This is a genomic window from Pedococcus cremeus, from assembly GCF_900111375.1.
In the GTDB taxonomy this organism is placed as follows: domain Bacteria; phylum Actinomycetota; class Actinomycetes; order Actinomycetales; family Dermatophilaceae; genus Pedococcus_A; species Pedococcus_A cremeus.
Genome location: NZ_FOHB01000010.1, coordinates 89,644 through 110,921, shown reverse-complemented (window position 1 = coordinate 110,921; position 21,278 = coordinate 89,644). Strand labels below are relative to the sequence as shown.

The 21,278-nt window shown below is 72.8% G+C and carries 23 protein-coding genes; 9 read left to right on the top strand and 14 right to left on the bottom strand.

Annotated elements, in window-relative coordinates:
• Positions 1-5: 5 nt before the first annotated feature.
• Positions 6-1,316 carry a cation:proton antiporter domain-containing protein gene (locus BMW78_RS17880; RefSeq protein WP_091762608.1) on the bottom strand — a complete coding sequence of 437 codons (1,311 nt, stop codon included), beginning with the start codon at positions 1,314-1,316 and terminating at the stop codon, positions 6-8.
• A 94-nt stretch (positions 1,317-1,410) separates the two neighbouring features.
• On the opposite strand from BMW78_RS17880, the gene BMW78_RS17875 reads away from it, so the two are divergent.
• Genes BMW78_RS17875 through BMW78_RS17860 form a run of 4 tightly spaced genes read left to right on the top strand, consistent with a single transcriptional unit; the run spans position 1,411 to position 4,446 of the window.
• A complete protein-coding gene (locus BMW78_RS17875; protein ID WP_245735953.1) occupies positions 1,411-1,917 on the top strand; it encodes a GNAT family N-acetyltransferase in 507 nt (168 codons plus the stop codon).
• A 50-nt stretch (positions 1,918-1,967) separates the two neighbouring features.
• Positions 1,968-3,083: a diacylglycerol/lipid kinase family protein gene (locus tag BMW78_RS17870; RefSeq protein WP_245735952.1), complete on the top strand. Its 1,116-nt coding sequence runs from the start codon at positions 1,968-1,970 to the stop codon at positions 3,081-3,083.
• Positions 3,083-3,811 (top strand): phosphatase PAP2 family protein, encoded by a 729-nt coding sequence (locus BMW78_RS17865; RefSeq protein WP_091762503.1) that lies wholly within the window; start codon positions 3,083-3,085, stop codon positions 3,809-3,811. Before BMW78_RS17870 ends, BMW78_RS17865 begins: the two co-directional genes overlap by 1 nt.
• Positions 3,748-4,446: a phosphatase PAP2 family protein gene (locus BMW78_RS17860; RefSeq protein ID WP_091762501.1), complete on the top strand. Its 699-nt coding sequence runs from the start codon at positions 3,748-3,750 to the stop codon at positions 4,444-4,446. The genes BMW78_RS17865 and BMW78_RS17860 overlap by 64 nt, the downstream gene beginning before the upstream one ends.
• Positions 4,447-4,488: 42 nt before the next feature.
• Here BMW78_RS17860 and BMW78_RS17855 read toward each other — a convergent pair whose 3' ends face one another.
• The 4 genes from BMW78_RS17855 to BMW78_RS17840 form a co-directional block, all read right to left on the bottom strand.
• Positions 4,489-4,890 carry a cupredoxin domain-containing protein gene (locus BMW78_RS17855; protein WP_091762499.1) on the bottom strand — a complete coding sequence of 134 codons (402 nt, stop codon included), beginning with the start codon at positions 4,888-4,890 and terminating at the stop codon, positions 4,489-4,491.
• A gap of 62 nt (positions 4,891-4,952) precedes the next feature.
• Positions 4,953-5,810: an iron uptake transporter permease EfeU gene (efeU, locus tag BMW78_RS17850; protein ID WP_091762497.1), complete on the bottom strand. Its 858-nt coding sequence runs from the start codon at positions 5,808-5,810 to the stop codon at positions 4,953-4,955.
• A 115-nt stretch (positions 5,811-5,925) separates the two neighbouring features.
• Complete coding sequence (gene pheA / locus BMW78_RS17845; protein ID WP_281247101.1) at positions 5,926-6,885, bottom strand: prephenate dehydratase; 960 nt, start codon at positions 6,883-6,885, stop codon at positions 5,926-5,928.
• A 14-nt stretch (positions 6,886-6,899) separates the two neighbouring features.
• Positions 6,900-7,328 carry a DUF4446 family protein gene (locus BMW78_RS17840; protein WP_245735950.1) on the bottom strand — a complete coding sequence of 143 codons (429 nt, stop codon included), beginning with the start codon at positions 7,326-7,328 and terminating at the stop codon, positions 6,900-6,902.
• Between the two features lie 43 nt (positions 7,329-7,371).
• Here BMW78_RS17840 and BMW78_RS17835 point away from each other — a divergent pair, with 43 nt between their 5' ends.
• Positions 7,372-7,992, top strand: a complete 621-nt coding sequence (locus BMW78_RS17835; protein ID WP_091762495.1) for a TMEM165/GDT1 family protein — start codon at positions 7,372-7,374, stop codon at positions 7,990-7,992.
• Here BMW78_RS17835 and BMW78_RS17830 read toward each other — a convergent pair.
• Positions 7,979-9,313 (bottom strand): glycosyltransferase 87 family protein, encoded by a 1,335-nt coding sequence (locus tag BMW78_RS17830; protein ID WP_245735963.1) that lies wholly within the window; start codon positions 9,311-9,313, stop codon positions 7,979-7,981. The genes BMW78_RS17835 and BMW78_RS17830 overlap by 14 nt on opposite strands.
• A gap of 128 nt (positions 9,314-9,441) precedes the next feature.
• Here BMW78_RS17830 and BMW78_RS17825 point away from each other — a divergent pair, with 128 nt between their 5' ends.
• Positions 9,442-11,631, top strand: coding sequence for a hypothetical protein (locus BMW78_RS17825; RefSeq protein ID WP_091762493.1), 2,190 nt, complete (start codon positions 9,442-9,444; stop codon positions 11,629-11,631).
• Here the strand turns inward: BMW78_RS17825 and BMW78_RS17820 are convergent.
• From BMW78_RS17820 to BMW78_RS17795, 6 genes are all read right to left on the bottom strand, one after another.
• Positions 11,558-13,009 carry an MptA/MptB family glycosyltransferase gene (locus BMW78_RS17820; protein ID WP_091762491.1) on the bottom strand — a complete coding sequence of 484 codons (1,452 nt, stop codon included), beginning with the start codon at positions 13,007-13,009 and terminating at the stop codon, positions 11,558-11,560. The genes BMW78_RS17825 and BMW78_RS17820 overlap by 74 nt on opposite strands.
• Positions 13,009-13,758: a glycosyltransferase gene (locus BMW78_RS17815; RefSeq protein ID WP_091762489.1), complete on the bottom strand. Its 750-nt coding sequence runs from the start codon at positions 13,756-13,758 to the stop codon at positions 13,009-13,011. Before BMW78_RS17815 ends, BMW78_RS17820 begins: the two co-directional genes overlap by 1 nt.
• A 49-nt stretch (positions 13,759-13,807) precedes the next feature.
• On the bottom strand, positions 13,808-14,704 hold the full coding sequence (locus BMW78_RS17810) for a DUF5926 family protein (protein WP_091762487.1): 897 nt from the start codon (positions 14,702-14,704) through the stop codon (positions 13,808-13,810).
• Positions 14,705-14,740: 36 nt separating this feature from the next.
• Complete coding sequence (locus tag BMW78_RS17805) at positions 14,741-15,163, bottom strand: ATP-binding protein (protein ID WP_245735948.1); 423 nt, start codon at positions 15,161-15,163, stop codon at positions 14,741-14,743.
• Between the two features lie 93 nt (positions 15,164-15,256).
• The gene (locus tag BMW78_RS17800; RefSeq protein ID WP_245735946.1) at positions 15,257-16,072 is read right to left on the bottom strand and encodes a glycerophosphodiester phosphodiesterase; all 816 of its coding nucleotides are present in this window, start codon (positions 16,070-16,072) and stop codon (positions 15,257-15,259) included.
• Between the two features lie 228 nt (positions 16,073-16,300).
• Entirely contained in the window at positions 16,301-16,885 is a 585-nt protein-coding gene (locus BMW78_RS17795) for a hypothetical protein (protein WP_091762483.1), read from the bottom strand.
• 182 nt (positions 16,886-17,067) lie between these two features.
• On the opposite strand from BMW78_RS17795, the gene BMW78_RS17790 reads away from it, so the two are divergent.
• Both BMW78_RS17790 and BMW78_RS17785 read left to right on the top strand, forming a co-directional pair.
• Positions 17,068-17,607: an RNA polymerase sigma factor gene (locus BMW78_RS17790; RefSeq protein WP_091762480.1), complete on the top strand. Its 540-nt coding sequence runs from the start codon at positions 17,068-17,070 to the stop codon at positions 17,605-17,607.
• Positions 17,604-18,203, top strand: a complete 600-nt coding sequence (locus BMW78_RS17785; protein ID WP_245735945.1) for a methylated-DNA--[protein]-cysteine S-methyltransferase — start codon at positions 17,604-17,606, stop codon at positions 18,201-18,203. The genes BMW78_RS17790 and BMW78_RS17785 overlap by 4 nt, the downstream gene beginning before the upstream one ends.
• 153 nt (positions 18,204-18,356) lie before the next feature.
• On the opposite strand, the gene BMW78_RS17780 is transcribed toward BMW78_RS17785, so the two are convergent.
• Entirely contained in the window at positions 18,357-19,742 is a 1,386-nt protein-coding gene (locus BMW78_RS17780) for a tryptophanase (RefSeq protein WP_091762478.1), read from the bottom strand.
• 118 nt (positions 19,743-19,860) lie between these two features.
• Between BMW78_RS17780 and BMW78_RS17775 the strand changes: the two genes are divergently transcribed.
• Positions 19,861-20,295 carry an Lrp/AsnC family transcriptional regulator gene (locus tag BMW78_RS17775; RefSeq protein WP_091762477.1) on the top strand — a complete coding sequence of 145 codons (435 nt, stop codon included), beginning with the start codon at positions 19,861-19,863 and terminating at the stop codon, positions 20,293-20,295.
• Position 20,296: 1 nt separating this feature from the next.
• Here the strand turns inward: BMW78_RS17775 and BMW78_RS17770 are convergent, their stop codons facing one another.
• Complete coding sequence (locus BMW78_RS17770; RefSeq protein ID WP_091762475.1) at positions 20,297-21,244, bottom strand: DUF808 domain-containing protein; 948 nt, start codon at positions 21,242-21,244, stop codon at positions 20,297-20,299.
• Between the last annotated feature and the right edge of the window lie 34 nt (positions 21,245-21,278).

The following is a 21,278-nucleotide window of genomic DNA, read 5'->3' as shown; positions in this document are numbered from 1 at the left end:
CCACGCTACGCCCGACGCAGCGTCGCCCGGCAGCGTTCGAGGCTGCGCATCACCGGCGTGACGGCGATGCCGTGCACGACGACGCTGAGCACGATCGTGAAGACGGCGGTCGACCAGAGCCAGCGCTGCTCGGGGAAGGTGGCGTGCCCGAAGGCGTAGGCGAGGTAGTAGACCGTGCCCACCCCGCGGACGCCGAAGAAGGCGGTGGCCCAGCGCTCCCGGCGTTCGAGGGCGTGGTACCGCCGGTCCCCGCCGACGCGTCGGCCCACCGAGAGGGCCAGCCACCCGGCGAGCGGCCGGATGACGAACACCAGCGCCACCCCGACGAGTGTGCCGCGCCAGTCGAGGTTGGAGAGCAGCCCGTGGGTGAGCCCGAAGCCGAGGAACAGCAGCACGAGCAGGGTCAGCAGCCGTTCGAGGCGCTCGACGACCTGGTGCATCAGGGCGTGGTACTCGTGGCTGCGCTCGGCCGAGCGGATCGTCATGGCACAGCTGAACACCGCGAGGAACCCGTAGCCGCCCACGACCTCGCTCGCGCCGTAGGCGAGCAGCACGGCCGCGAGCGCCATCAGCGGCTCGCCGGTCTCCGCCACCCGCAGGGAGCGGGCGCGGGAGCGGAAGGCGACGTTGCCCAGGACCCAGCCGATGGCGACGCCCACCAGCACCCCGACGACGACCTTGCCCACCAGCTCCCACGTGAGCCACTCCAGTCCCCACCCGCTCACGGCGCCCTTGGTCGCCAGGAACAGCGCGGCATACACGAAGGGGAAGGCGAGGCCGTCGTTGAGGCCGGCCTCCGAGGTGAGCGCGAAGCGCACCTCGTCCTCCTCGTCGACCTTCTCCGCGGCCTCGTCGACGGTGGGTCCCTCGACCTGGACGTCGGAGGCCAGCACCGGGTCGGTGGGCGCGAGGGCGGCGCCGAGCAGCAGGGCGGCAGCCGGGGCGATGCCGAGGCCCCACCAGCCCAGCAGGGCGACCCCGGCGATGGTCAGCGGCATGGCGATGCCCAGCAGCTTCCACGTCGACGACCACCGTCCCCACGCCGCGCGGTCGCGGAACGACAGCGGCCGGTCGAGGGCCAGGCCCACCCCCATGAGGGCGATGAGCACGGTCACCTCGGTGACGTGCTCGATGAGCCCGAGGTGCTGGGTGGGGTCGAACGGCTCGCTGCCCGAGATGGGCAGCAGACCGATGACGGCGCCCACCCCCACCAGCACGAGCGGCGCAGAGAGCGCGACCTTGCGCAGGGCCGAGGGCAGCACGACGGCGAGCAGGAGGGAGACCCCGCCCACGAGGTAGACGAGGTCCGCCGGCATGTGCCCACTGTCCCACCGCTCCACGGCCGTCGCGCGGCCGCCGGACACGGTCACGAACAGGATGACCAGCGGGATGGCGAGCAGAATGACGGGCATGCCCGACTCCCTCCCCTGGACCGTCCGCCGCGCCACCCCCGACGACTACGCCGCGGTCGGCGAGCTGACCGTGCGCGCCTACGTCGACGACGGTCACCTCCCGGCCGGGATGCCGTATGCCGCGGTGCTGGCCGACGCCGCCTCGCGCGACCGCGAGGGCGAGCTCTGGGTGGCTGTCGAGGAGGAGTCGGGCCGCGTGCTGGGGTCGGTGACGTTCGCCGCCCCGGGCAGCGGCTACGCCGAGCTGGCCGGGCCGCAGGAGGGTGAGTTCCGCATGCTCGCGGTCGCCCACGCGGCGCGCGGCCGGGGGGTGGGCGAGGCCCTGGTTCGCCACTGCATCGAGCGCGCCCGGGAGCTCGGGCTGCACGGGCTGGTGATGTCGACGCAGCCGTCGATGCTGCCGGCCCACCGGGTCTACGAGCGCCTCGGCTTCGTGCGCGACCCCGGGCGCGACTGGGAGCCGGTGCCGGGAGTCGACCTGCTGGCCTACCAGCGCGCCGTCTGACCGGCAGGCGTGGCGGCGCGTGCACCGCTACTGTCGGGTACCGTCGCGCTGTGCTTCAGGAGAACGCTGGGTGGATCGCGATCGGCGCCATCATCGTGGTGCTGGCCCTGGCGTTGCTCGTCGCCTCCGCCTCGTCCCGGAAGGCAGCAGCCTCCGGTGCCCACCGTGGCCGTCGCAGCTGGCGCCGCCGCCCCCACCGCAACGAGTTCCGCCCGGAGGGCCACGTGCAGACTGAGACATCGCGCCGCCAGGCGGCCATCATCGTCAACCCGACCAAGTTCGAGGACCTCCCCGCGGTGCAGCGCCGCATCAGCGGCGTGTGCAGCGAGCTCGGCTGGGAGGAGCCGCTCTTCATCGAGACCACGGCCAAGGACACCGGCACCGGCCAGGCCCACCAGGCGCTCGAGAAGGGCGTCACCGTGGTGTGCGCCCTCGGCGGTGACGGCACGGTGCGCGCGGTGGGCGAGGCCCTCGTCGGCACCGAGACGCCCATGGGCCTGCTGCCCGGCGGCACGGGAAACCTGCTCGCCCGCAACCTCGAGCTGCCCGTGGACTCCCTCGAGGACGCCCTGCGGGTGGCGCTGACCGGCCAGAACAAGCGCGTCGACGTCGGCCGGCTCACGGTCGACGCGTCCGGGGAGCACGAGCGTCCCGAGAAGCACATCTTCCTCGTCATGGCCGGCCTCGGGTTCGACGCGGCGATCATGGCCGGCGCCCCCGAGAAGCTCAAGGCCAAGGTCGGCTGGCCCGCCTATGTCGTGTCCGGCGCGCGCAACCTGCGCGGCCCGCGGTTCAAGGTGCGCGTGAAGACCGCCGAGGGCGACGAGTTCAGCCGGCGCACGCGCACCGTGGTCGTCGGCAACTGCGGCAAGCTCCTCGGCGGGCTCGTGCTCATGCCGGAGGCCGAGGTCGACGACGGCAAGCTCGACGTCGTGGCGCTCTCCCCGCAGGGGATCGCCGGCTGGGCCGCCGTGGCTGCCCGGTTGGCCTCCCGCCGCCGCCGGGGCCACCCCCGCGTCGACCACTACACCACCACCGGTGTGGAGGTCCGGGCAGACCGCCCGCAGGAGGTCCAGCTCGACGGAGACCCCATCGGAGAGGCTCGGGCGATCAGCGCCGAGGTGGTGCCGCTCTCGCTCATCGTGCGTGTCGGGGCGGTGGAGTAGTGAGCGCGCCGCGTTCGGCAGCCGCTGCGACGGCGCCCAGGTCCGACGCCGAGCGGCCCTCGCGCGGGGTGCGCGCCCTGCGGGCGGTCGCGCTGGCGCTGGCAGCGGCTCTTCCGGTCACCCTGCTCGCCCTGCTCATCCGGGAGCAGTTCAACCCGCTCATCAGCTTCGACAACGCGGTCATCCGCCGCGCCACGGACTTCACCCGGTCGCACCACCTGGTGGGCTTCTTCGTCTTCGTGCAGGAGGTGTCGCAGCCCAAGTGGCTGATGGCGCTCGGGACGCTGGTCTGCCTCTGGGCCTGGCTGGCCAAGGACCTCCGCAACCGGGCCCTGTGGGGCTTCGCGACCCTGATGGTGGGGTGGTTCGTCGGCTACGCCAGCAAGCTGCTCGTGCAGCGGGCGCGCCCCGTCGTGGCCGACCCGGTCTCCCACGCGCCGGGCTACTCGTTCCCCTCGGGCCACGCGCTCAACGTCACCGTCTTCGCCACCGTCATGGTGTTCGTGCTCTGGCCGCTGCTGTCCCGGACGGCGCGCAAGGTCGCCGTCGGGGTGGCCACGGCCCTGGTTCTGCTGGTCGGTGCCGACCGGATGTTCCTCGGCGCGCACTTCCCCAGCGACGTTCTGGCAGGCGTTCTGCTCGGAATTGGGATTACCTTCTCCTCATGGATCGGGTTCATAGGGAAGACGGCCGTGACCTCATCACCCGGGCCGTCGGCCCAGGCATAGTCATCTGGGGGCTGATCGTCGGGTTCGGCTACGCCCTCACGGGCCCCCTCATCGGCTTCTCCCGCGAGGAGGAGGTCGTCAACAAGGACCTCGCCGGGCAGCGTTCCTCGACGTGGAACACCATCACGATGGTGTGGTCCCACATGGGCAACACCGAGATCGTCATCGGGGTCTGCGTCCTGGTCACCGCGGTCCTGCTCTGGCGGACGCGCGACTGGCTCTTCTCCCTCGTGCCGCTCATCGCCATCTCCCTGCAGGCGACCATCTTCGTGATCGCCGCCAACGTCGTCGGGCGCCCCCGGCCGAAGGTGTCCCACCTCGACCCCGCGCCGCCGACCTCGAGCTACCCCAGCGGCCACGTCGGGGCCTCGACGGCCCTCTACCTCTCCTTCGTCCTTCTCGCCAGCCGCATCGAGCACGCCTGGCTGCGCTGGAGCGTCACCGTCGTGTGCCTGCTCGTGCCGCTCCTGGTGACCTACGCGCGGCTCTACCGCGGGATGCACCACGTCACCGACGTGGCGGTCGGCATGCTCAACGGCCTGCTGTGCGCCCTGCTCGCCTACGGCTGGTACCGCCACCGCGCCCGCGAGGCCGGGAAGCTGTCGACGCGGGAGAAGGCCCCCGCCCTGACCTGACCGCTGACGTGACCGCCGCCCAGCCGGGGCGCCCTGCCCCGGCTAGCCGGTGACGGTGAAGTCCGCGCGGATGCCGTCGCCCTTCATGCCGGGCTTGCAGGCGGTCTCGTAGGTGCCGGGCTGCGAGAGCTCGACCTTGAGGGTGCGGCTCAGGCCGGGGGTGATGTTCTCGACCTCGCCCAGCACGCGGCCGTCCTTGGCGTAGATGTAGAACTCGTTGACCTGCGTGCCCTTGTTGGACACCTGGAACTCCACCGTCCCGGCGGCCGAGGTGGTGCGCGAGACCCTGCACTCGGTGTCGGTCGCCTCGACCACGACCGCCCCGGACGTGGCCGCCGAGCCGCCCGAGCCCTTCGCGCCCTCACCTGAGTCCGAGCCGCCGCAGGCGGTGAGGCCCAGCAGGAGGGCCGCCCCGACAGCTGCGGGGGCAGGGGTGATGCGCATGAGTGCTCCTTGGGAGGGGGTGCCGCGGCGAGCGCGACCAGGGACGACGAACGGAAGCGAGGTCAGGCGGCCTGCGCGGCGCTGGGCTCGGCTGCGCGCGCCGGCTGCGGGCGCTGTGGACGCTGGGGCCGCAGGAAGAGCGTGAGCACGATGCCCACGTAGGCGACCCAGGCGATCGCCTGCAGCACGGTGGTGGCCGGCGTGAAGTTGAAGATGCCCTTGAGCAGGGTGGCGTACCAGGAGCCGGGGTCGACGGTGCTGCTGACGTCGAAGGCGAGCGCGTGCAGGCCGGGCAGGAGCGCGGCCTCCTGCAGGTCGTGGATGCCGTAGGCGAGGATGCCGCCGGCGACGAAGACGAGCAGCACGCCGGTGTAGCGGAAGAACTTCGCCAGGTTGATGCGCACGGCGCCCTGGTAGATCGCCACGCCGAGCGCGATGGCGGCGCCGAGGCCGACCACCCAGCCGATGAGCGGCTGCACCGTGCCGGTGCCGGCGGCCTGGGCGGTGGCGTAGAAGAAGATGGCCGTCTCGAGGCCCTCGCGGCCGACGCCGAGGAAGCCGACCAGGGCGACCGCCCACGGGCCGACGTCGATGGCCTTGTCGAGCTTGCCCTTCAGCTCACCGGAGATGGTGCGCGAGGCGGAGCGCATCCAGAAGACCATGCCGGTCACGAAGGCCACGGCGATGATGGAGGCGCTCCCGCCGACGAGCTCCTGCGTCTGGAACGACAGCTGGCGGGTGCCGTAGGTCAGCACGGCGCCGAGGCCCACCGACAGGGCGACCGCGACACCCACCCCGGCCCACACCCAGCGCAGCGCCCACCGGCGGTCGGTCTTGACGAGGAACGCCACCAGGATGACGACGACCAGGGCGGCCTCGAGGCCTTCGCGGAGACCGATGAGGGCGTTGCTGACGAGCATGGATGACCTGATTTCGGAAACGGAGGCGTTGCGTAATCAAGATCAAGGTAAGGCTTCCCTAAGGGGTCGCGTCAACTCCGGTCCGGAGTGCGTTCGGTCACCCGCGGCCCGCGGCTCAGCCGGGGAGCCCGCGCAGGCTGTGCAGCCAGGCCCGCGCGTCGGTGAACGACTCGTCAGTGGTGGAGTCCGACACCCGCACCTCGGTGCCGTCGGCCCGTGGGTAGGAGCCGAGGAAGCGCACCTCGGCGCAGACCCGCTTCAGGCCCATCAGCGCCTCGCCCACCCGCTCGTCGAGCACGTGCCCCTCGATGTCGATCGAGAAGCAGTAGCGGCCCATCGACTCCTTCGTCGGCCGCGACTCCAGGCGCGACATGTTGATCCCCCGCACGGCGAACTGCTCGAGCAGCTCGAGCAGGCCGCCCGGGTGGTCGTCGCGCTGGTAGAGCACGAGGGTCGTCTTGTCGGCGCCGGTGCGCTCGGGCAGCGTCCCCGGCTTGGCGACGAGCACGAACCGGGTCACCGCCGAGCTCATGTCGCCGATGTCCTCGGCGAGCACCTCGAGCCCGTGGTTGGCCGCGGCCACGGGGGCGCAGACGGCCGCGTCGTAGGCCGCCGAGCCGTCCTCGCTCAGCCCCGCCGCCGCGGCCGCCGTCGAGAGGGTGGGCACGTATGCCGCGTGCGGCAGGTGGGTGCCCATCCAGCCGCGCACCTGGGCCCAGGCGTGGCTGTGGGTGCCGACCGCGCGGACGTCCGCCAGCGGCATACCGGGCCGTGCGGCGAGCACGAAGGTGATCGGGACGAGCACCTCGCCCACCACCACGAGCGGCTCGCCGCTGGCGAGCGCGTCGAGGGTGGCGCTGACGCCGCCCTCGACGGAGTTCTCGATCGGCACCATGGCCGCGTCGATCTCTCCGGAGCGCAGCGCACCGAGCGCCGCGTCGACCGAGCCGAAGGGGTGGTGCACCGCGTCGCGGGCCGCGCCCCAGGCGTGCAGGGCCATCTGGGTGAAGGTGCCCTCGGGCCCGAGGTAGCCGTAGCGGGTGGTGGCCCCGTCGAGGGACAGGGCAGGAGGCACGGCGGGGGACACGGTCAGGCCTTTCGTGAGCCGGTGCGGGCAGCGGCGAGCGCCTGCTGCTCCTCCGGGGTCAGGGTGGCGTCGCTGGAGCCGCCGACGACGCCCTTGGCGTAGGTGCGCGACTCGCCGCGGGCGTGGATCGTGCTGAAGACGAGCCCGTCGCCGTGGTCGTCGACCACCGCGGCGCTGAAGGAGAGCCGGCCGCCCATGTCGCCGAAGGCGTCGTACCGGACGACGGCCACGTGCCGCAGCGCCTGCTCGAGGTCGGAGCGCAGGGCCGCGAGGTCGCCCGCGCCGACCGGTCGCGACTGGCTCAGCCGGCGCACCTGGTCGGAGAGACGGTTCACGCGCACGAGCAGCACGGCGAGACCGGCGACGAGGAGCACGACGAGGACACCCACGCCGAAACCGAGCAGGGTCGCGGTGGTGTCCGAAAGGTGCACGCGTGAAGCCTATGCAACAGGTGCTGGATAGGGTCGCGCCGACATGGAATTCACCCTCGCAGTGGCAGCGGTCGTCTTCGCGACCATCTTCGTGGTCGAGCTGCCCGACAAGACGTTCATCGCCACGCTCGTGCTCGCCACGCGGTTCCGGCCGCTGCTGGTGTGGGTCGGGGTCACCGCGGCGTTCCTCGTGCAGACCCTCGTGGCGGTGCTCGTCGGCGGCGTGCTCGCGCAGCTGCCCCGCACGCCGGTGCAGGTCGTGGCGGCGCTGATGTTCCTCGTCGGCGGCGTCATCCTCATCAAGGGCGCGGGCAGCGCCGACGAGGAGGAGAAGGAGACCGAGGAGGAGTTCTCGCACAAGGGTGCGGCCACCGCGACCGGGCTGAAGGCGGTCGGCACCAGCTTCCTCGTGCTCTTCCTCGCGGAGTGGGGCGACCTGTCGCAGCTGTTCACCGCGTCGATGGTGCTGCGCTACCAGGAGCCGCTCTCGGTCTTCGTCGGTGCGTTCGCCGCGCTCGCGGCCGTCTCCGCACTCGGTGCCCTGCTCGGGCGTGCGCTGCTGACGCGCATCCACCTGTCGACCATCCGGCGGGTCGGCGGTGGGGTCTGCCTCTTGATCGCCCTGCTCACCGTGCTGGAGATCGCCGGCGTCATCGGCGGCTGACCGCTGCCCTGCCTTCGGGGTGCTCGTGGGGGTGCTCGTGGGGGTGCTCGTGGGGGTGGGCGTGGGGGTGCGGGTGGCCGTGGGCCCGCAGCGGGATGGTGCGGCTCAACGACCACCCGACCAGGGTCAGGGCCAGCAGCGAGCCGAACGTGTCGGCGTTCTGCAGCATCCGGCCGGGGAGCTCTGGCCAGGTCGGCTGGTTGAGCCAGCTGATGCCCCACCACGGCATCCGGCACAGGAACCAGCCGGTCAGCACCGCTGCTGCGAGCAGTCGCTTCCGGTCGCGCAGCGGGTCGGAGCCGAGCACCGCGAAGACGACGACGACCATCCAGTGCAGGTGGTGGATCCACGCGACCGGCGAGAGCAGGCACGCCATCAGCCCGACGACCGCGACCTCGCTGATCGAGTCGCCGGCGAGGTAGGCGCGGCGGGCGAGGTGGAAGCCGATGACCCCGACGACGGCCACGCAGGCCAGCCACAGCACCGTGCCGGCGGTGCCGTCGGGGCCGACCCGCAGGAGGAAACCGCGCAGGCTCTGGTTGGAGGTGCCCATGTTGGGGCCCAGCCGGCTCGGGTCCTGCAGCGCGCCGCCCCAGAACGCGAACGACGCCTCCGGCAGCAGCACCCAGCTGCCCAGCGTGACCGCGACGGCGGTGCCGACGGCGGTCGCGGCCTCCCGCCAGCGCCGGTTGACGAGGTAGTGCACGACGAAGACACCGGGCGTCAGCTTGATCGACATGGCCAGGCCGACGAGGACACCGGGCGGCACGCGGCGCAGCACGCCCGGACGCGGCCGGCGCAGGTCCATCAGGCAGGCGAGCACCATGAAGGCGTTGACCTGCCCGAACCGGATGCCGTCCGACACCGGGTGCAGCCACAGCATGGGGGCCGTGAGCAGCGCGAGGGCGATCGGCAGCCCGGTGCCGGTGCGGTGGATGAGGCGCCACCCGGCATACCAGACGATCGCCGTGGTGGCGGCGACCTGGGCGGCGGTCCACAGCCAGCCGACCACCCCGAACGGCACTAAGGCGAGGGGGATCGCGAGCACGGCGGCGAAGGGCGGGTAGGTGAACGGCAGCAGCTGCGGCGCCTCGGTCATCGCCGAGTAGACCGGACGGCCGGTGAGGATGGAGACCCCGGCCTCGCGGTAGACCTCGACGTCGACCTGCCACTGGTCGATGGGCCAGTAGACGAGGTAGCGCAGCACGACCGGCACGGAGGCGAGCAGCACCAGGGCCACCGCCAGCCCCCACCGTGCGCCGGCGGGCCAGCGGCAGACGGCACGCCAGGCGGCACCGGACAGGCGGAGGGCGGGGGTCACGCGCCCATTGTGGCGTGTGGCCGCCGGTCCGGCTGCGCCGGCGGCACCCCTGCCCGACCCGGCGGCACCCCGTCGCCCGCACCGGTGGCCGGACGGGCCACCCGGCCCCGCCCCGTAGCCTGTACCCCGTGACCCGCCGTGCCCTCCCCCTGCTCGCCGGCCTCCTGACCCTCCTCGGAACCGTGCTCGGCATTGCGGCGGCACCGGCCTCGGCGGCCACCTCGGCGGCCACCTCGGCAGCGGACGACCCGAGCCCGGTGGTGCTCATCGGCACCGGTGGCCTCACCTGGACCGACGTCTCCGCGGAGAAGACCCCGGCCCTGTGGTCCTTCCTGCGCGACGGCTCGAGCGCCGCCCTCTCGGTGCGCTCGGTCAACACCAACACCTGCCCGGTCGACGGCTGGCTCTCGCTCTCCGCGGGCGACCGTGCCGCCGCCCCCGGGCCGCACGGTTCGCCCGACCGCAACACGACCGACCCGTGCCCGGCCATCCCGACCGTCGACAGCGGTGCCGTGCCCGGCTGGAACGCCTACGTCCGGGCCGCCCAGGCGAAGAAGTTCGACGCCACCCCCGGCCTGCTCGGCGAGCACCTCGCCAGCAACGGGGTGTGCGTGCAGGCGATCGGCCCCGGTGCCGGGGTCGGTGCGGCCCTCAAGAGCGGGATGGTGCCCCGGTATGCCGCGTTCGACCCGGACACGCTGACCTCGGCCCTCGCGAGCTGCCCGGTCACCCTCGTCGACGTCGGGTCGGTGCGTGACCCGAAGGAGGTCGCCCAGGACGAGACGGCGCCCACGACGAGCCGGGCCGCGCAGGTGAAGGCGGTCGACAACCGCATCCAGCAGGTGCTCGACGCCGCCCCCGGCGGGGCCGACCTCGTCGTCGCGAGCCTCTCGGACGCCGGCGCGCAGGAGCGGCTGCGGCTCGTGGCCGCCAAGGGCCCCCACTACGGCAGCGGCACGCTGCGTTCGTCGTCCACCCGGCAGACCGGGCTGGTGCAGGCCCCCGACCTGACCGCCACGCTCATCAGCGCCGCCGGCGTGGACGTGCCCCGTGAGCTCGGCGGCAAGCCGCTGCACCGGGTGCCGGCCGACAGCAACGCCGAGTCCGCCGCCCGCGAGCGGCTGCGCGCCCTGGTCGACTACGACCAGGCCTCGCACGAGGTGCACTCGCTCGTGCCGCCGTTCTTCAACGCGGTCGTCTACACCCAGCTGGCGATCTACGCCCTCGTGCTGCTCGTGTGGAAGCGCGACTTCGGCGCCCCGGAGACGCGGGCCCGGCTGCTGCGCATCGTCCGACGGGTGGGCGTCGTGGCGGCGACCATCCCGGCCGCGACGTTCCTCGCCAACCTGCTGCCCTGGTGGCGCTTCCCGCTGCCGATGCTCGCCGTGGTGGCCAGCGTGGCGCTCTTCGTGACGGCCATGTCGACCATCGCCCTGCTCGGGCCGTGGGGACGCTCGCTGCTGGGGCCGATGGCCGCGGTCTCCGTGCTGACCATGCTGGTGCTCGCCCTCGACGTCATGACCGGGGCGCGCCTGCAGCTGTCCTCACTCATGGGCCTGCAGCCGGTGGTCGGCGGCCGCTACTACGGCATGGGCAACACGACCTTCGCCCTCTTCGCGACCGCGACGGTGCTGCTCTGCATCGCCGTCTCCGACCACTTCGTCCGGGCGGGGAAGCAGATGGTGGCCGCGGTCGCCGTGGCGGCCATCGGGCTGGGGGCGACGTTCGTCGACGGCGCGCCGTTCTGGGGCGCCGACGGCGGTGGTCCGCCCGCCCTGCTCCCGGGCCTGGCCTACCTCGTGCTGACCATCCTCGGCATCAAGGTGACGTGGCGGCGCGGCGCCATCATCGCGGGTTTGACGGCCGGCCTCTTCCTGCTGGTCGCGTTCCTCGACAGCCTGAGGGCGCCCGAGAGCCAGTCGCACCTCGGCCGGTTCTTCGACTCGATCCTGAACGGCGGCGCGATGGACATCATCGTCCGCAAGGGGCAGCAGAACCTCGCGATCCTGTTCGGCAACTACCGCCTGGCCCTGCTCGTGCCGGTCGCGCTGGTGTTCGTGATCTACGTCCTCGCGCGACCCACGTCGTGGGGCTCACGCGCCCTGCAGCGCTCGTTCGACAGCGCACCCACGCTGCGACCGGGCCTCATCGCCCTGCTCATCGTGCTGACGATCGGCTTCCTCATCAACGACTCCGGCGTGGCCATCCCCGCGAACGGGGCGCTCATCGCGGTGCCGCTCATCATCACCGTGGCGGTGGAGACCCTGCTGGACGAGGCTCGGCCGACTCTCGAGACCCGCGCCGCCAGGCGACGGTGAGGGCCGCCCAGACCAGCAGCACGGCATACGGCACCACCCGGCGCCGCACCGCCAGCGTCACGTCCTCGACCGTCGGGCTCATCGTCACCACGCGGCCGGGAACGTAGGCCACGGCCATCACGGCCAGGCGGGCCAGCAGCAGGTAGTCGACGACGCCCGCGGCCAGCACCGGCAGCGTCGCCCAGGTGAGCTGGTCGTACCAGGGCAGCGAGTACGGCGCTGAGACCGCGTAGGCGGTCGACAGCACGAACGCCCACCGGACGGCCGCCCCGGTCACGGTCGTCGGCGCGGCACGCTCGGTGAGCCGCCACAGCAGCACGGCGAAGGCGACGAAGAGCACGGCGGCGGCGGCGAAGACCAGGTTGCGCACGGTCGACGACGGCAGCGGGCCGGTCAGCAGGTCGACGACCAGCCGCCACGGGGTGGCCAGCGACACGGAGCGGCGCGCCCGCCCCAGCTGGTCGAACACGTGCGGACCGGCCCACAGGTGGAGGGGCACGACCACGGCAAGGGCCGCCACGGCATACGCCACGACCCGTCGGGCCAGGCCGGTGCGGTCGTGCTGCCACCACGCCAGCAGCACCGCCAGGAGGAGCACCCCGTAGGTGATCTTGGTGCTGACGGCCAGGCCGCTGAGCACGCCGGCCGCCCACGGCGAGCGCGCGGCGGCCACCAGCGCCGCCAGCGCCAGGGCGGCGGCGACGACGTCGAGGTGGGCGCCGAGGACGCCGACTCCGAAGACGAGCGGGTTGGCCGTCCACAGGGTGTCGACCCGCCGCGGGTCGGTCGCGGCCCGCAGCAGCAGCCAGCGCACGGCCAGCCACGCCACCACCGTGATCACCTGCCAGGCCCACACGGTCTGGCGCATGCTGTCGCCGCCGACGAGCGAGCTGACCAGGTGCAGGAGCGTCGCGAACGGCCCGTAGACGCTGACCGTCTCGGTCCACGGCGGCTCCACGGCGCTGGTCACCGGGTCGGCGCCACCGGCCCACGCCGCGGGCGGCACGAGGTAGGGGTCGCCGCCCTGCGCCGCGATGCGCCCGTAGGCCGCGTAGTTGGTGTGGTCGGCCGACCCGAACGGACCGGTCAGCAGCGCGAGCACCGCCAGGGCGAGGGGCCAGCGCCACGAGAGGGCGCGGGCCGGTGGGCGCCACAGCGCGAGGGCGACGCCCGCGGCGCCGAGCAGGTATGCCGCCCACAACAGGGCTGTGACCACCGCGGACGACGGTGCCCAGGGCAGCTCGCCGGGCGCCCAGCCGCGCGGGCCCATGGGTGGCTTCGCTGCGCTCGGGCCGAACAGGCCGACGGCGAGGAGCGCGGCGAAGGAGAAGGCGAGCAGCCCCCGACGGAGGAGTTCGGTGCCCCTGCCCCCGGCCATCAGCGTGCGATGCGGCGGCGCAGCCTCCGCAGCCCCAGGGCGAGCGCCACGTCGCGGTACTGCCGGGCCCGGTGCAGCTGGCCTCGCCAGTCGGAGCCGCTCACGCGGTGGTGCAGCTCGCAGGGCACCTCCACCACCCGCAGCCCGGCCAGCAGCACGTCGACGGTCAGGCCGACCTCGACGCCCCAGCCACGGGCCAGCGGGGTGGCGGCCTCGAACGCCTGCCGCGAGATGCAGCGCATGCCCGAGAGCGGCTGCACGGCCCGGAAACCGGTGAGGTGCTCGATGCCGTCACGGGCCAGCCGCACCACGAAGCCCCGGCCGCCGCCGGCGGTCTTCTGCGGGGGCAGGGTGGCGATGGTCATGTCGGTGTCGCCCTCGACCACCGGGGGCACCAGCACGTCGAGGTTGGCGGCCGACGCCTCGAGGTCGGCGTCGACGAAGAGCAGGGGTCGCGGCCCGACGGGCTGGCCCCCCTGCTCGCCGCGCTCCCGCTGCTGGCGCTGCTCGATGGCAGCCACCTGCGCCGCTCCCGTCGTCATCGCGGCGGCCTTCCCCCGGTTGCGGGCGTGGCGCACGACCTCGGCACCCGCCTCACGGGCGAGAGCGGCCGTGGCGTCGGAGCTGCCGTCGTCGACCACGACCACCAGGTCGACCCCGTCGATGGCCCGGACCGCGCGCACGGTGGCGGCGATCCGGTCAGCCTCGTCCTTGGCGGGGATGACGGCGGCGACGGGCGTGGGGCTCATGGGCGCAAGCCTCTCGGGCACCGGGGTCGGCCAGCGGCGCGACGCGCCGTCAGCGCAGGGTCACCTGCCGGCTGAGCAGCCCCGAACGGGCCCGGCGCTCGTCGGCGGTGAGGGGCTCCTTCGAGCCGACGGCCGCGGCATACCGCTTGGCGAACGCGGCGAGCGCGTCCTCGTAGTCGGCGGCCTCCTTCTCCGGGTCGAGGTCCCAGACCGGCACCAGCAGGCCACAGGCACGGAAGGCGCCTAGGAGGCGGGTGCCCTCACCGAGGCCGCTGTCGCCGGCGGAGTGCAGGCGGGCCAGGGCGTCGGTGGCGACGTCCTCGTCCTCGGGGAGCACGAGCCGGATGTGGCTGCGCTCGCCGATGCGGACCCAGTAGGCCGACGGCACCGACGACATCTTCGTGGTGGGCACGATCGACTCGTTGGCGCGCTCGAGGGAGGCCTTCCCCTCGGCGTCGAGCTCGCTCTCGCCCACCCAGAAGTCGAAGCCCTCGTGCACGGTGACGTCGAAGTCGGCCGTGGTGTCGAGGAGGTCCTGCAGGCGCGGGGTCTCGGCGGTGGCCTGCGGCACCGCGGCGACCGGGGTGCCCTGCTCGGCGGAGGCTGCGGCCAGCAGGGAGACGGCAAGGTCGCGGGAGGCGTCGCCCGAGGCCGAGCCCGACTGCGTGCCGATGAAGACGCTCCCGTCGGCGCGGTGCAGGCCCGGCCAGGCCAGCGGCAGCACGGTCGCGACGGTGACCTCGCCGGCAGCGCCCTCGGGGGCCTTGCCCTCGGCGAACCGGACCGTGGCCGTCGCGGCGGGGAGGATCTCGCGCATGGCGACCCAGTCGGTCTCGTTCGGCAGGCCCTCGAACGGCCGGGCGACGAAGGGGGCCGGCTCGACCCGGGCCTGGCGACTGGACTGGTCTGCGGTGGCGCCGTGCTTCCGGCGGGATGCCTTACCCATGGGGCAAACCCTAGTGGCCGCCCGGGAACCGTCGCGTCAGCGGCTGCGACGGCGGGAGGGTCCGCCCAGGGACGCCCACACGGTGTGGCCGTAACGGTCCTCGGCGACACCCCACTCGTGCGCGAGGCTGCGCACGATGCGCAGCCCCCGGCCCGTCGGCGCCCAGACCGTGCGGGGAGCCGGGCGCGCCACGGTCTCGCCGCCACCGTCGGTCACCTCCACCTCGACCACGCCGGCCTTGACCTTCCAGTGGACCCGCAGGCTGCCGTCGCCGAGGGGCCGCGCGTGCCGGATCGCGTTGGAGACGAGCTCGGAGACGACGATCTCGGACTCGTCGACGGTCATGGCCGGGACGTCGCGACCACGCAGGTCCTCGACGACGCTGCGGCGCACGAGGGAGACGGAGGAGGGGCTCCACGGCACCCGGATCGTGCGGGCCGAGTCGCCGCTGGAGCTCACGGGTTCCGCCTCCAGGGCAGGCGCCACCTGCTCAGCGGCTCTCCCCTGCTTGGCCACGTGCTCGACCCCCACTTCTACCGGATGGAGGAGAGACTACCCAGTCACCTGCAGGGCGTCGATAACCAGATTGGGGCGGTTCGTGATGATTGCGTCGACTCCGAGCTCGATGCACAGCCGCACGTCCTCCGGCTCGTCGACCGTCCAGACGTAGACCTCGTGGCCGCGGGAGTGCTGGCGCTCGACCGTCTGGGGCCAGCGCCGCACGATGTTGACGTCGAGACCGACCGTGTGGATGCCCCGCGGCAGGGAGCCGTCACGGAACCGCAACGGCACGTTCTCGTGCATGAGGAGCACCGCGGGCACGTCGGGGCTCAGCTGCCGCATGCGCTGCACGGCGAGCTGGGAGAACGACATCATCCGCACCCAGTGGTCGCCCGGCTGCCGCGGGGTGTCGAGCCCGAACTCGGCCAGCATGCGCGCCAGCTGCCGCTCGACCAGCCCGGCGTAGCGGGTGGGGTGCTTGGTCTCGATGGTCAGCCCCAGCGGCCGCTCGGACGCCATGACGGCCGAGAGCAGCCGTCGCAGGGTGAGCAGTCGGTTGCGGTCCTGGTCGGGCTGCTCGAAGTCGTCCTGGTGCCGCGCCTTCCACGACCCCCAGTCGAGCCCCTCGAGCTCGGCGAGCTCCAGGGTCGAGACGATGCCGCGGCCGTTGGACGTGCGGTTGACCCGACGGTCGTGCACGCACACCAGGTGGGAGTCGGCGGTGAGCCGGACGTCGCACTCGAGCGCGTCGGCCCCTTCGTCGATGGCCCGCTGGTAGGCCGAGAGGGTGTGCTCGGGTTCGGCGCTGCTCGAACCGCGATGGGCGATGACGAGGGGTGCACGGCGCATGGCTCCGTCAGTGGGCACGGCCGATATCGTGCCACCCCGCTTCGCGGAGCGCCGCTTCTCCCCCGGGACGTTCCCCTGATCTCCCCCGGACGGCTGATGAGGGTTCACCAGATCGTCGCCGCAGCGACCGTCCTCGCGGACGAGGCGGTATGCCGCGGCGTCACCGCCCCCACCCCGATCTCACCGCTTCCTCACCGCTTCCTCACCGCCGCCTCACCGCCGCCTCACCGCCGCCTCACCGCGGCCTCACCGCGCCGCTCCCGACGGCGAGCGGGTGACGCTGTCGTCGGAGGAGCCGGCCGGGTGGCGTGGCTCCACGGCTGCGGCGACCAGGAAGATCCCGGCGAAGAGCAGCAGGGGCAGGACCACGACTCCGGTGGAGCCACCCAGGGCAGCCCCCAGCGGCGGGCCCTCGCGCTCCCCGAGCACCCGCGCCAGGACGGAGACGACCGGTGCCGCCACGATGAGGAGCAGCAGCTCGCCTCCCCGTCGCGCGTTCCGCAGGCCCAGCACCGCGGCCGGCACCGAGAGGACCAGAGTCGCCATCGGCAGCACCGGTGCGTCGACGAGGTCGACGAACAGCTCGAGCACGGCCCAGCCGAGCAGCAGGACGGCGCCCACGAGCACCCACCGCAGCCCGGCCGCAGGGTGCCTGCGTGCGAGCCAGGTGAGCACGGCCAGCGGCACGACCATGCAGGCGAAGAGCGCGAATCCCTTCCAGCCGCCGGGGTCCTCGAACGCGTAGCCCGCGGCGAACAGGATGCCGAACGCCGCGAACAGCGAGGTGAGGACGAGCCCCACGATCCTCAAGACCCGTGCCAGGTTCCTCATGGCAACCACCTCTTTCGGCCCTTCCATGGTGGCTCCTGCCGTGCTGCCGGAGAAGTGCCGAAGGGCCCGCGGCCCGGCCCGTCCGGACGCACAGCGGGGGTGCGGCAGAGTGGGCGCGTGCGGCATACCGCTCTCGGCGTCCTCCACGCCACCCCTCACACGGTGACGGGCCGGTGCGTTCCATGGGCGTGACGCTGCCTGCCTTCCAGACGCTCGTGGACGCCCACTGGCGCGATGTCGCCCGACTCGCGCACGCCCTCGCGGGCCCGGTGGACGGCGACGACGTCGCCCAGCAGGCGTGGACCCAGGCGCTGGCGGCCTACCCGCGGCTGCAATCGAGCCGGAACCTGCGCAGCTGGCTGCTGACGATCACGCACCGCTGCGCCATGGACGGCCACCGGTCGCGGGGGCGCCGGGCCGTGCCGAGCGACACGGTGTCCGAGCTGGCCGAGCAGTCCGCCGCGACCGCGGCGGGACTGGGCTCCGCCGCGGTCGGCGGCGTCGGGGGCGGGGTCGTGGCCGGGCCGGAGGCTGGGCTGCCCGACACCGACCTCTGGCAACGGGTCGCCGACCTGCCCGAGCGGCAGCGCCACGCGGTGGTGCTGAAGTTCGTCGCAGACCTCGACCACGCCGCGATCGCGCAGGCCCTGGAGACGACACCGACGATGAGCCGGCGGCTGGTCAGTGACGGACTGGCCGCCCTGAGGAAGGAGCTGTCGTGAGCGAGCTCGAGAGCCTGCTGGCGGGATACGACCCGGAGGTGCGGCCGCCGGTGCTGCCGGCCAGCGACGTGTCGTACGTCGTCGAGGACACCGCGATCGGCCGGATGCTGCTGGCCGCCGACGCGAGCGGGGCGCTGGTCGCCTCGACGTTCGTGCCCGACGACCCGGCGGAGGCGCACGCGGTCGAGCGGCTGAGCCGCGCCATCTCGCCGAGGGTGCTGCGGCACCCGCGTGAGCTCGACGAGGCGCGACGCGAGCTAGAGGCGTTCCTCAATGGCCGCAGCCACCGCTTCACGCTGCGCACCGACCTGGCGCTGGCGACGCCGTTCCAGCGCGTGGTGCTGCCGCGGCTCGCGGCGACCGTCGGCTACGGCCACCGCGCCACCTACGGCGAGCTCGCCCGCGCGGTCGAGCGGCCGTCGGCCTCCCGCGCGGTCGGTGCCGCGCTCGGCGCCAACCCGCTGTGCGTCGTGCTCCCGTGCCACCGCGTCGTGGCCGCCTCCGGCGCCCTGACCGGGTATGCCGGTGGGCTGGCTGCCAAGGAGTACCTCCTCGACCTCGAGGCGCGGGAGAGCGGCGTCGATGACCCCCGATAGAGGTTTCTAGGGCGTTCGCAATAGTGCTGTATCGAGGACTCGCCAGCTGTCCGGGAAGGGTGGCCGATCCTTTCTCGCGGGGCCGAACCTTCGACCACCAGAAGAAGGTTCGGCCAACCTTTCGGACGACCCGGGCGGCGCGGCTGGTCGGCCTCAGCCGGTGACGGGCTCGAACCTCGCCGTGAAGTGCCGGAGCATCCTCGGCTCCTCGACGATCCGGTAAGCGGGCAGCTCGTGCGCCCGGGCCGCCACCTGCTCGCACACCTCGATCACGTAGTCGACGTGGCTCTGCGTGTAGGTGCGCCGGGGGATCGCCAGCCGCACGAGGTCCATCGCTGCCGGCACCTCCGACCCGTCGGGCTGACGGCCGAACATCACCGTGCCGATCTCGCAGGAGCGGATGCCACCGATCTCGTACAGCGCCACGGCGACGGACTGCCCGGGGTACTCAAGCGGATCGAGGTGGTCCGCGAGGGCCCGGGCGTCGAGGTAGACCGCATGCCCGCCGAACGGGCTGAGCACCGGGATGCCCCGCTTCTGGAGCGCCTCGCCGAGGTAGGCGGTCGACCTGATCCGGTAGCGGAGGTAGTCGTGCTGCACGACCTCCTTCAGGCCCTGGGCGAGGGCCTCGAGGTCACGGCCGGCCAGGCCCCCATAGGTGGGGAAGCCCTCGGTGAGGATGAGCATGTTCCGGCACTCCTCGGCGAGGCGGTCGTCGTTCATGGCCAGCCAGCCGCCGATGTTGCCCATCGGGTCCTTCTTCGCGCTCATGGTCATGCCGTCGGCGAGCGAGGCGACCTCGCGCACGATGTCGGCCACCTCGCGGTCGCCCTGGCCCTCCTCCCGCTCGCGGATGAACCAGGCGTTCTCGGCGAAGCGGCAGGCGTCGAGGAAGAGCAGCTTGCCGAAGCGGTCGCACAGGGCCCTGACGCCGCGCAGGTTCTCGAGCGAGACCGGCTGGCCCCCGCCGCTGTTGTTGGTGATGGTGACGAAGACGCAGGGCACGTCATCGCCCGACGTGGTCAGCAGCTGTTCGAGCGCTGCGAGGTCCATGTTGCCCTTGAAGGGGTGGTCCGAGGCCGGGTCGCGCCCCTCCGCGACCACGAGGTCGACGGCCAGCGCGCCGGTCGCCTCGACGTTGGCGCGCGTCGTGTCGAAGTGGGTGTTGTTCGGCACGACCTTGCCCGGGCCGCCCAGCGCGGTGAAGAGGATCTTCTCGGCGGCGCGTCCCTGGTGCACCGGGATCACGTGGCGGAACGGGAACAGCTCACGCACGGCGTCGGCGAAGAGGTAGAACGACGGCGACCCGGCATACGACTCGTCACCGTGCTGGAGCGCCGCCCACTGGTCGCGGCTCATCGCACCGGTGCCGGAGTCCGTGAGCAGGTCGATGAGCACGTGCTCCGCCCGCAGCTGGAAGAGGTTGAAGGAGGCGGCTCGAAGGTACTCGCGCCGCTCCGCTCGGGTCGTCATCCGCAGCGGCTCGACGGAGTGGATGCGGAAGGGCTCGATGATCGTGCTGAAACGGGGTTCGTCCATGCCTTCAGGATCGCCAGCGCGGCGTCGATGGTGAATGGACGTCGAGTGCCCCACGAGGGCGGCCGGTTTGTGCTCATACTGCGATCAGGCCAAAGGCCTCACGATCGAAAGGCAGCCCATGGACCGGGTCGACTGGCACATCCTCGAGGAGCTGCAGGCCGACGCCCGGCTGTCCTTCAACGAGCTGTCCCGGCGGGTGAGGCTGTCGCCCCCGGCGGTGGCGGAACGGGTGCGCCGACTCCAGGACTCCGGTGTCCTCACCGGCTACCACGCCGCCGTCGACCTCGAGCGGGTCGGCCGTCCGGTGCGGGCGGTCGTCGTCATGGACTGCTACGGCCCCACCTGCCTGCTGCGCGACCCGGACGTCGCGACCTGGCCGGAGGTCCGACAGCTCTACCGCGTCACCGGGCAGGGCTGCTCGGTGCTCATGGTGGCGGTCCCGACCATGCCCGCCTTCGAGGAGCTGATCGACCGCCTGGCCCGCTACGGCCGCCCGAGCAGCAGCATGGTGCTCGCCGACCTGCTGCCCTGGAAGCCGGTCGAACCGGCCTGACTCAGTGAGCCGCCGCGGGCTTCTTCCGGCGAGGGATGACGTGCATGACCGTCACCACGACCGCTCCGACGACCAGCCCGATCAAGGCCGATGCCAGGGTGTTGACCAGCCAGCCGAGCAGGCCGCCGACCCCGGCCACACCGTGTACGGCCTCCTCGAGGTGGTGCACCAAGGAGTAGGGGCCGTGCCAGCCGAGGTCGTCGACCCCGACGAGCAGGATGTGGCCACCGACCCACAGCATGGCGACGATGCCGACGGTCGACAGCAGCGCCAGCAGCTTCGGCATGCCGCGAACGAGGAAGCGGCCGACGGCCTGGGCGGCGCCCGAGTCGCGCTCCGCGAGGTGCAGCCCGATGTCGTCCATCTTCACGATGAGGCCCACGACGCCGTAGACGAGCACCGTGATCAGGACCGCCACGACCGCCAGGATCACGGCCCGCGAGACGAAGGGTTCGTTGGTGACCTCGTTGAGGGCGATCACCATGATCTCGGCGGAGAGGATGAAGTCGGTGCGGATGGCACCCGACACCATCGTCTTCTCCTGCTCCTCACCCTGGGCGCCGGCGGGCTCGTCCTCGTGCGCCTCGTGGTGGCCGCTGACCTTCTCCCAGATCTTCTCGGCACCCTCGTAGCAGAGGTAGGTGCCGCCGACCATGAGCAGCGGTGTCAGCAGCCACGGGAGGAACTGGCTGAGCAGCAGCGCCACCGGCAGGATGATGAGCAGCTTGTTGCGCAGCGACCCGATGGCGATCTTCTTGATGATGGGCAGCTCACGGTCGGGCGTGAAGCCGTGCACGTAGCGCGGGGTGACCGCCGTGTCGTCGACCACCACACCGGCCGCCTTGGCGCTCGCCCGTCCCGCGGCTGCACCGACGTCGTCGACGGAGGCCGCCGCCAGCTTGGCCAGGGCGGCGATGTCGTCGAGGAGGGCGACGAGTCCGCCGGCCATCAGAGCCCGACCCGGGCGGGCGCCGCGGTGGGCA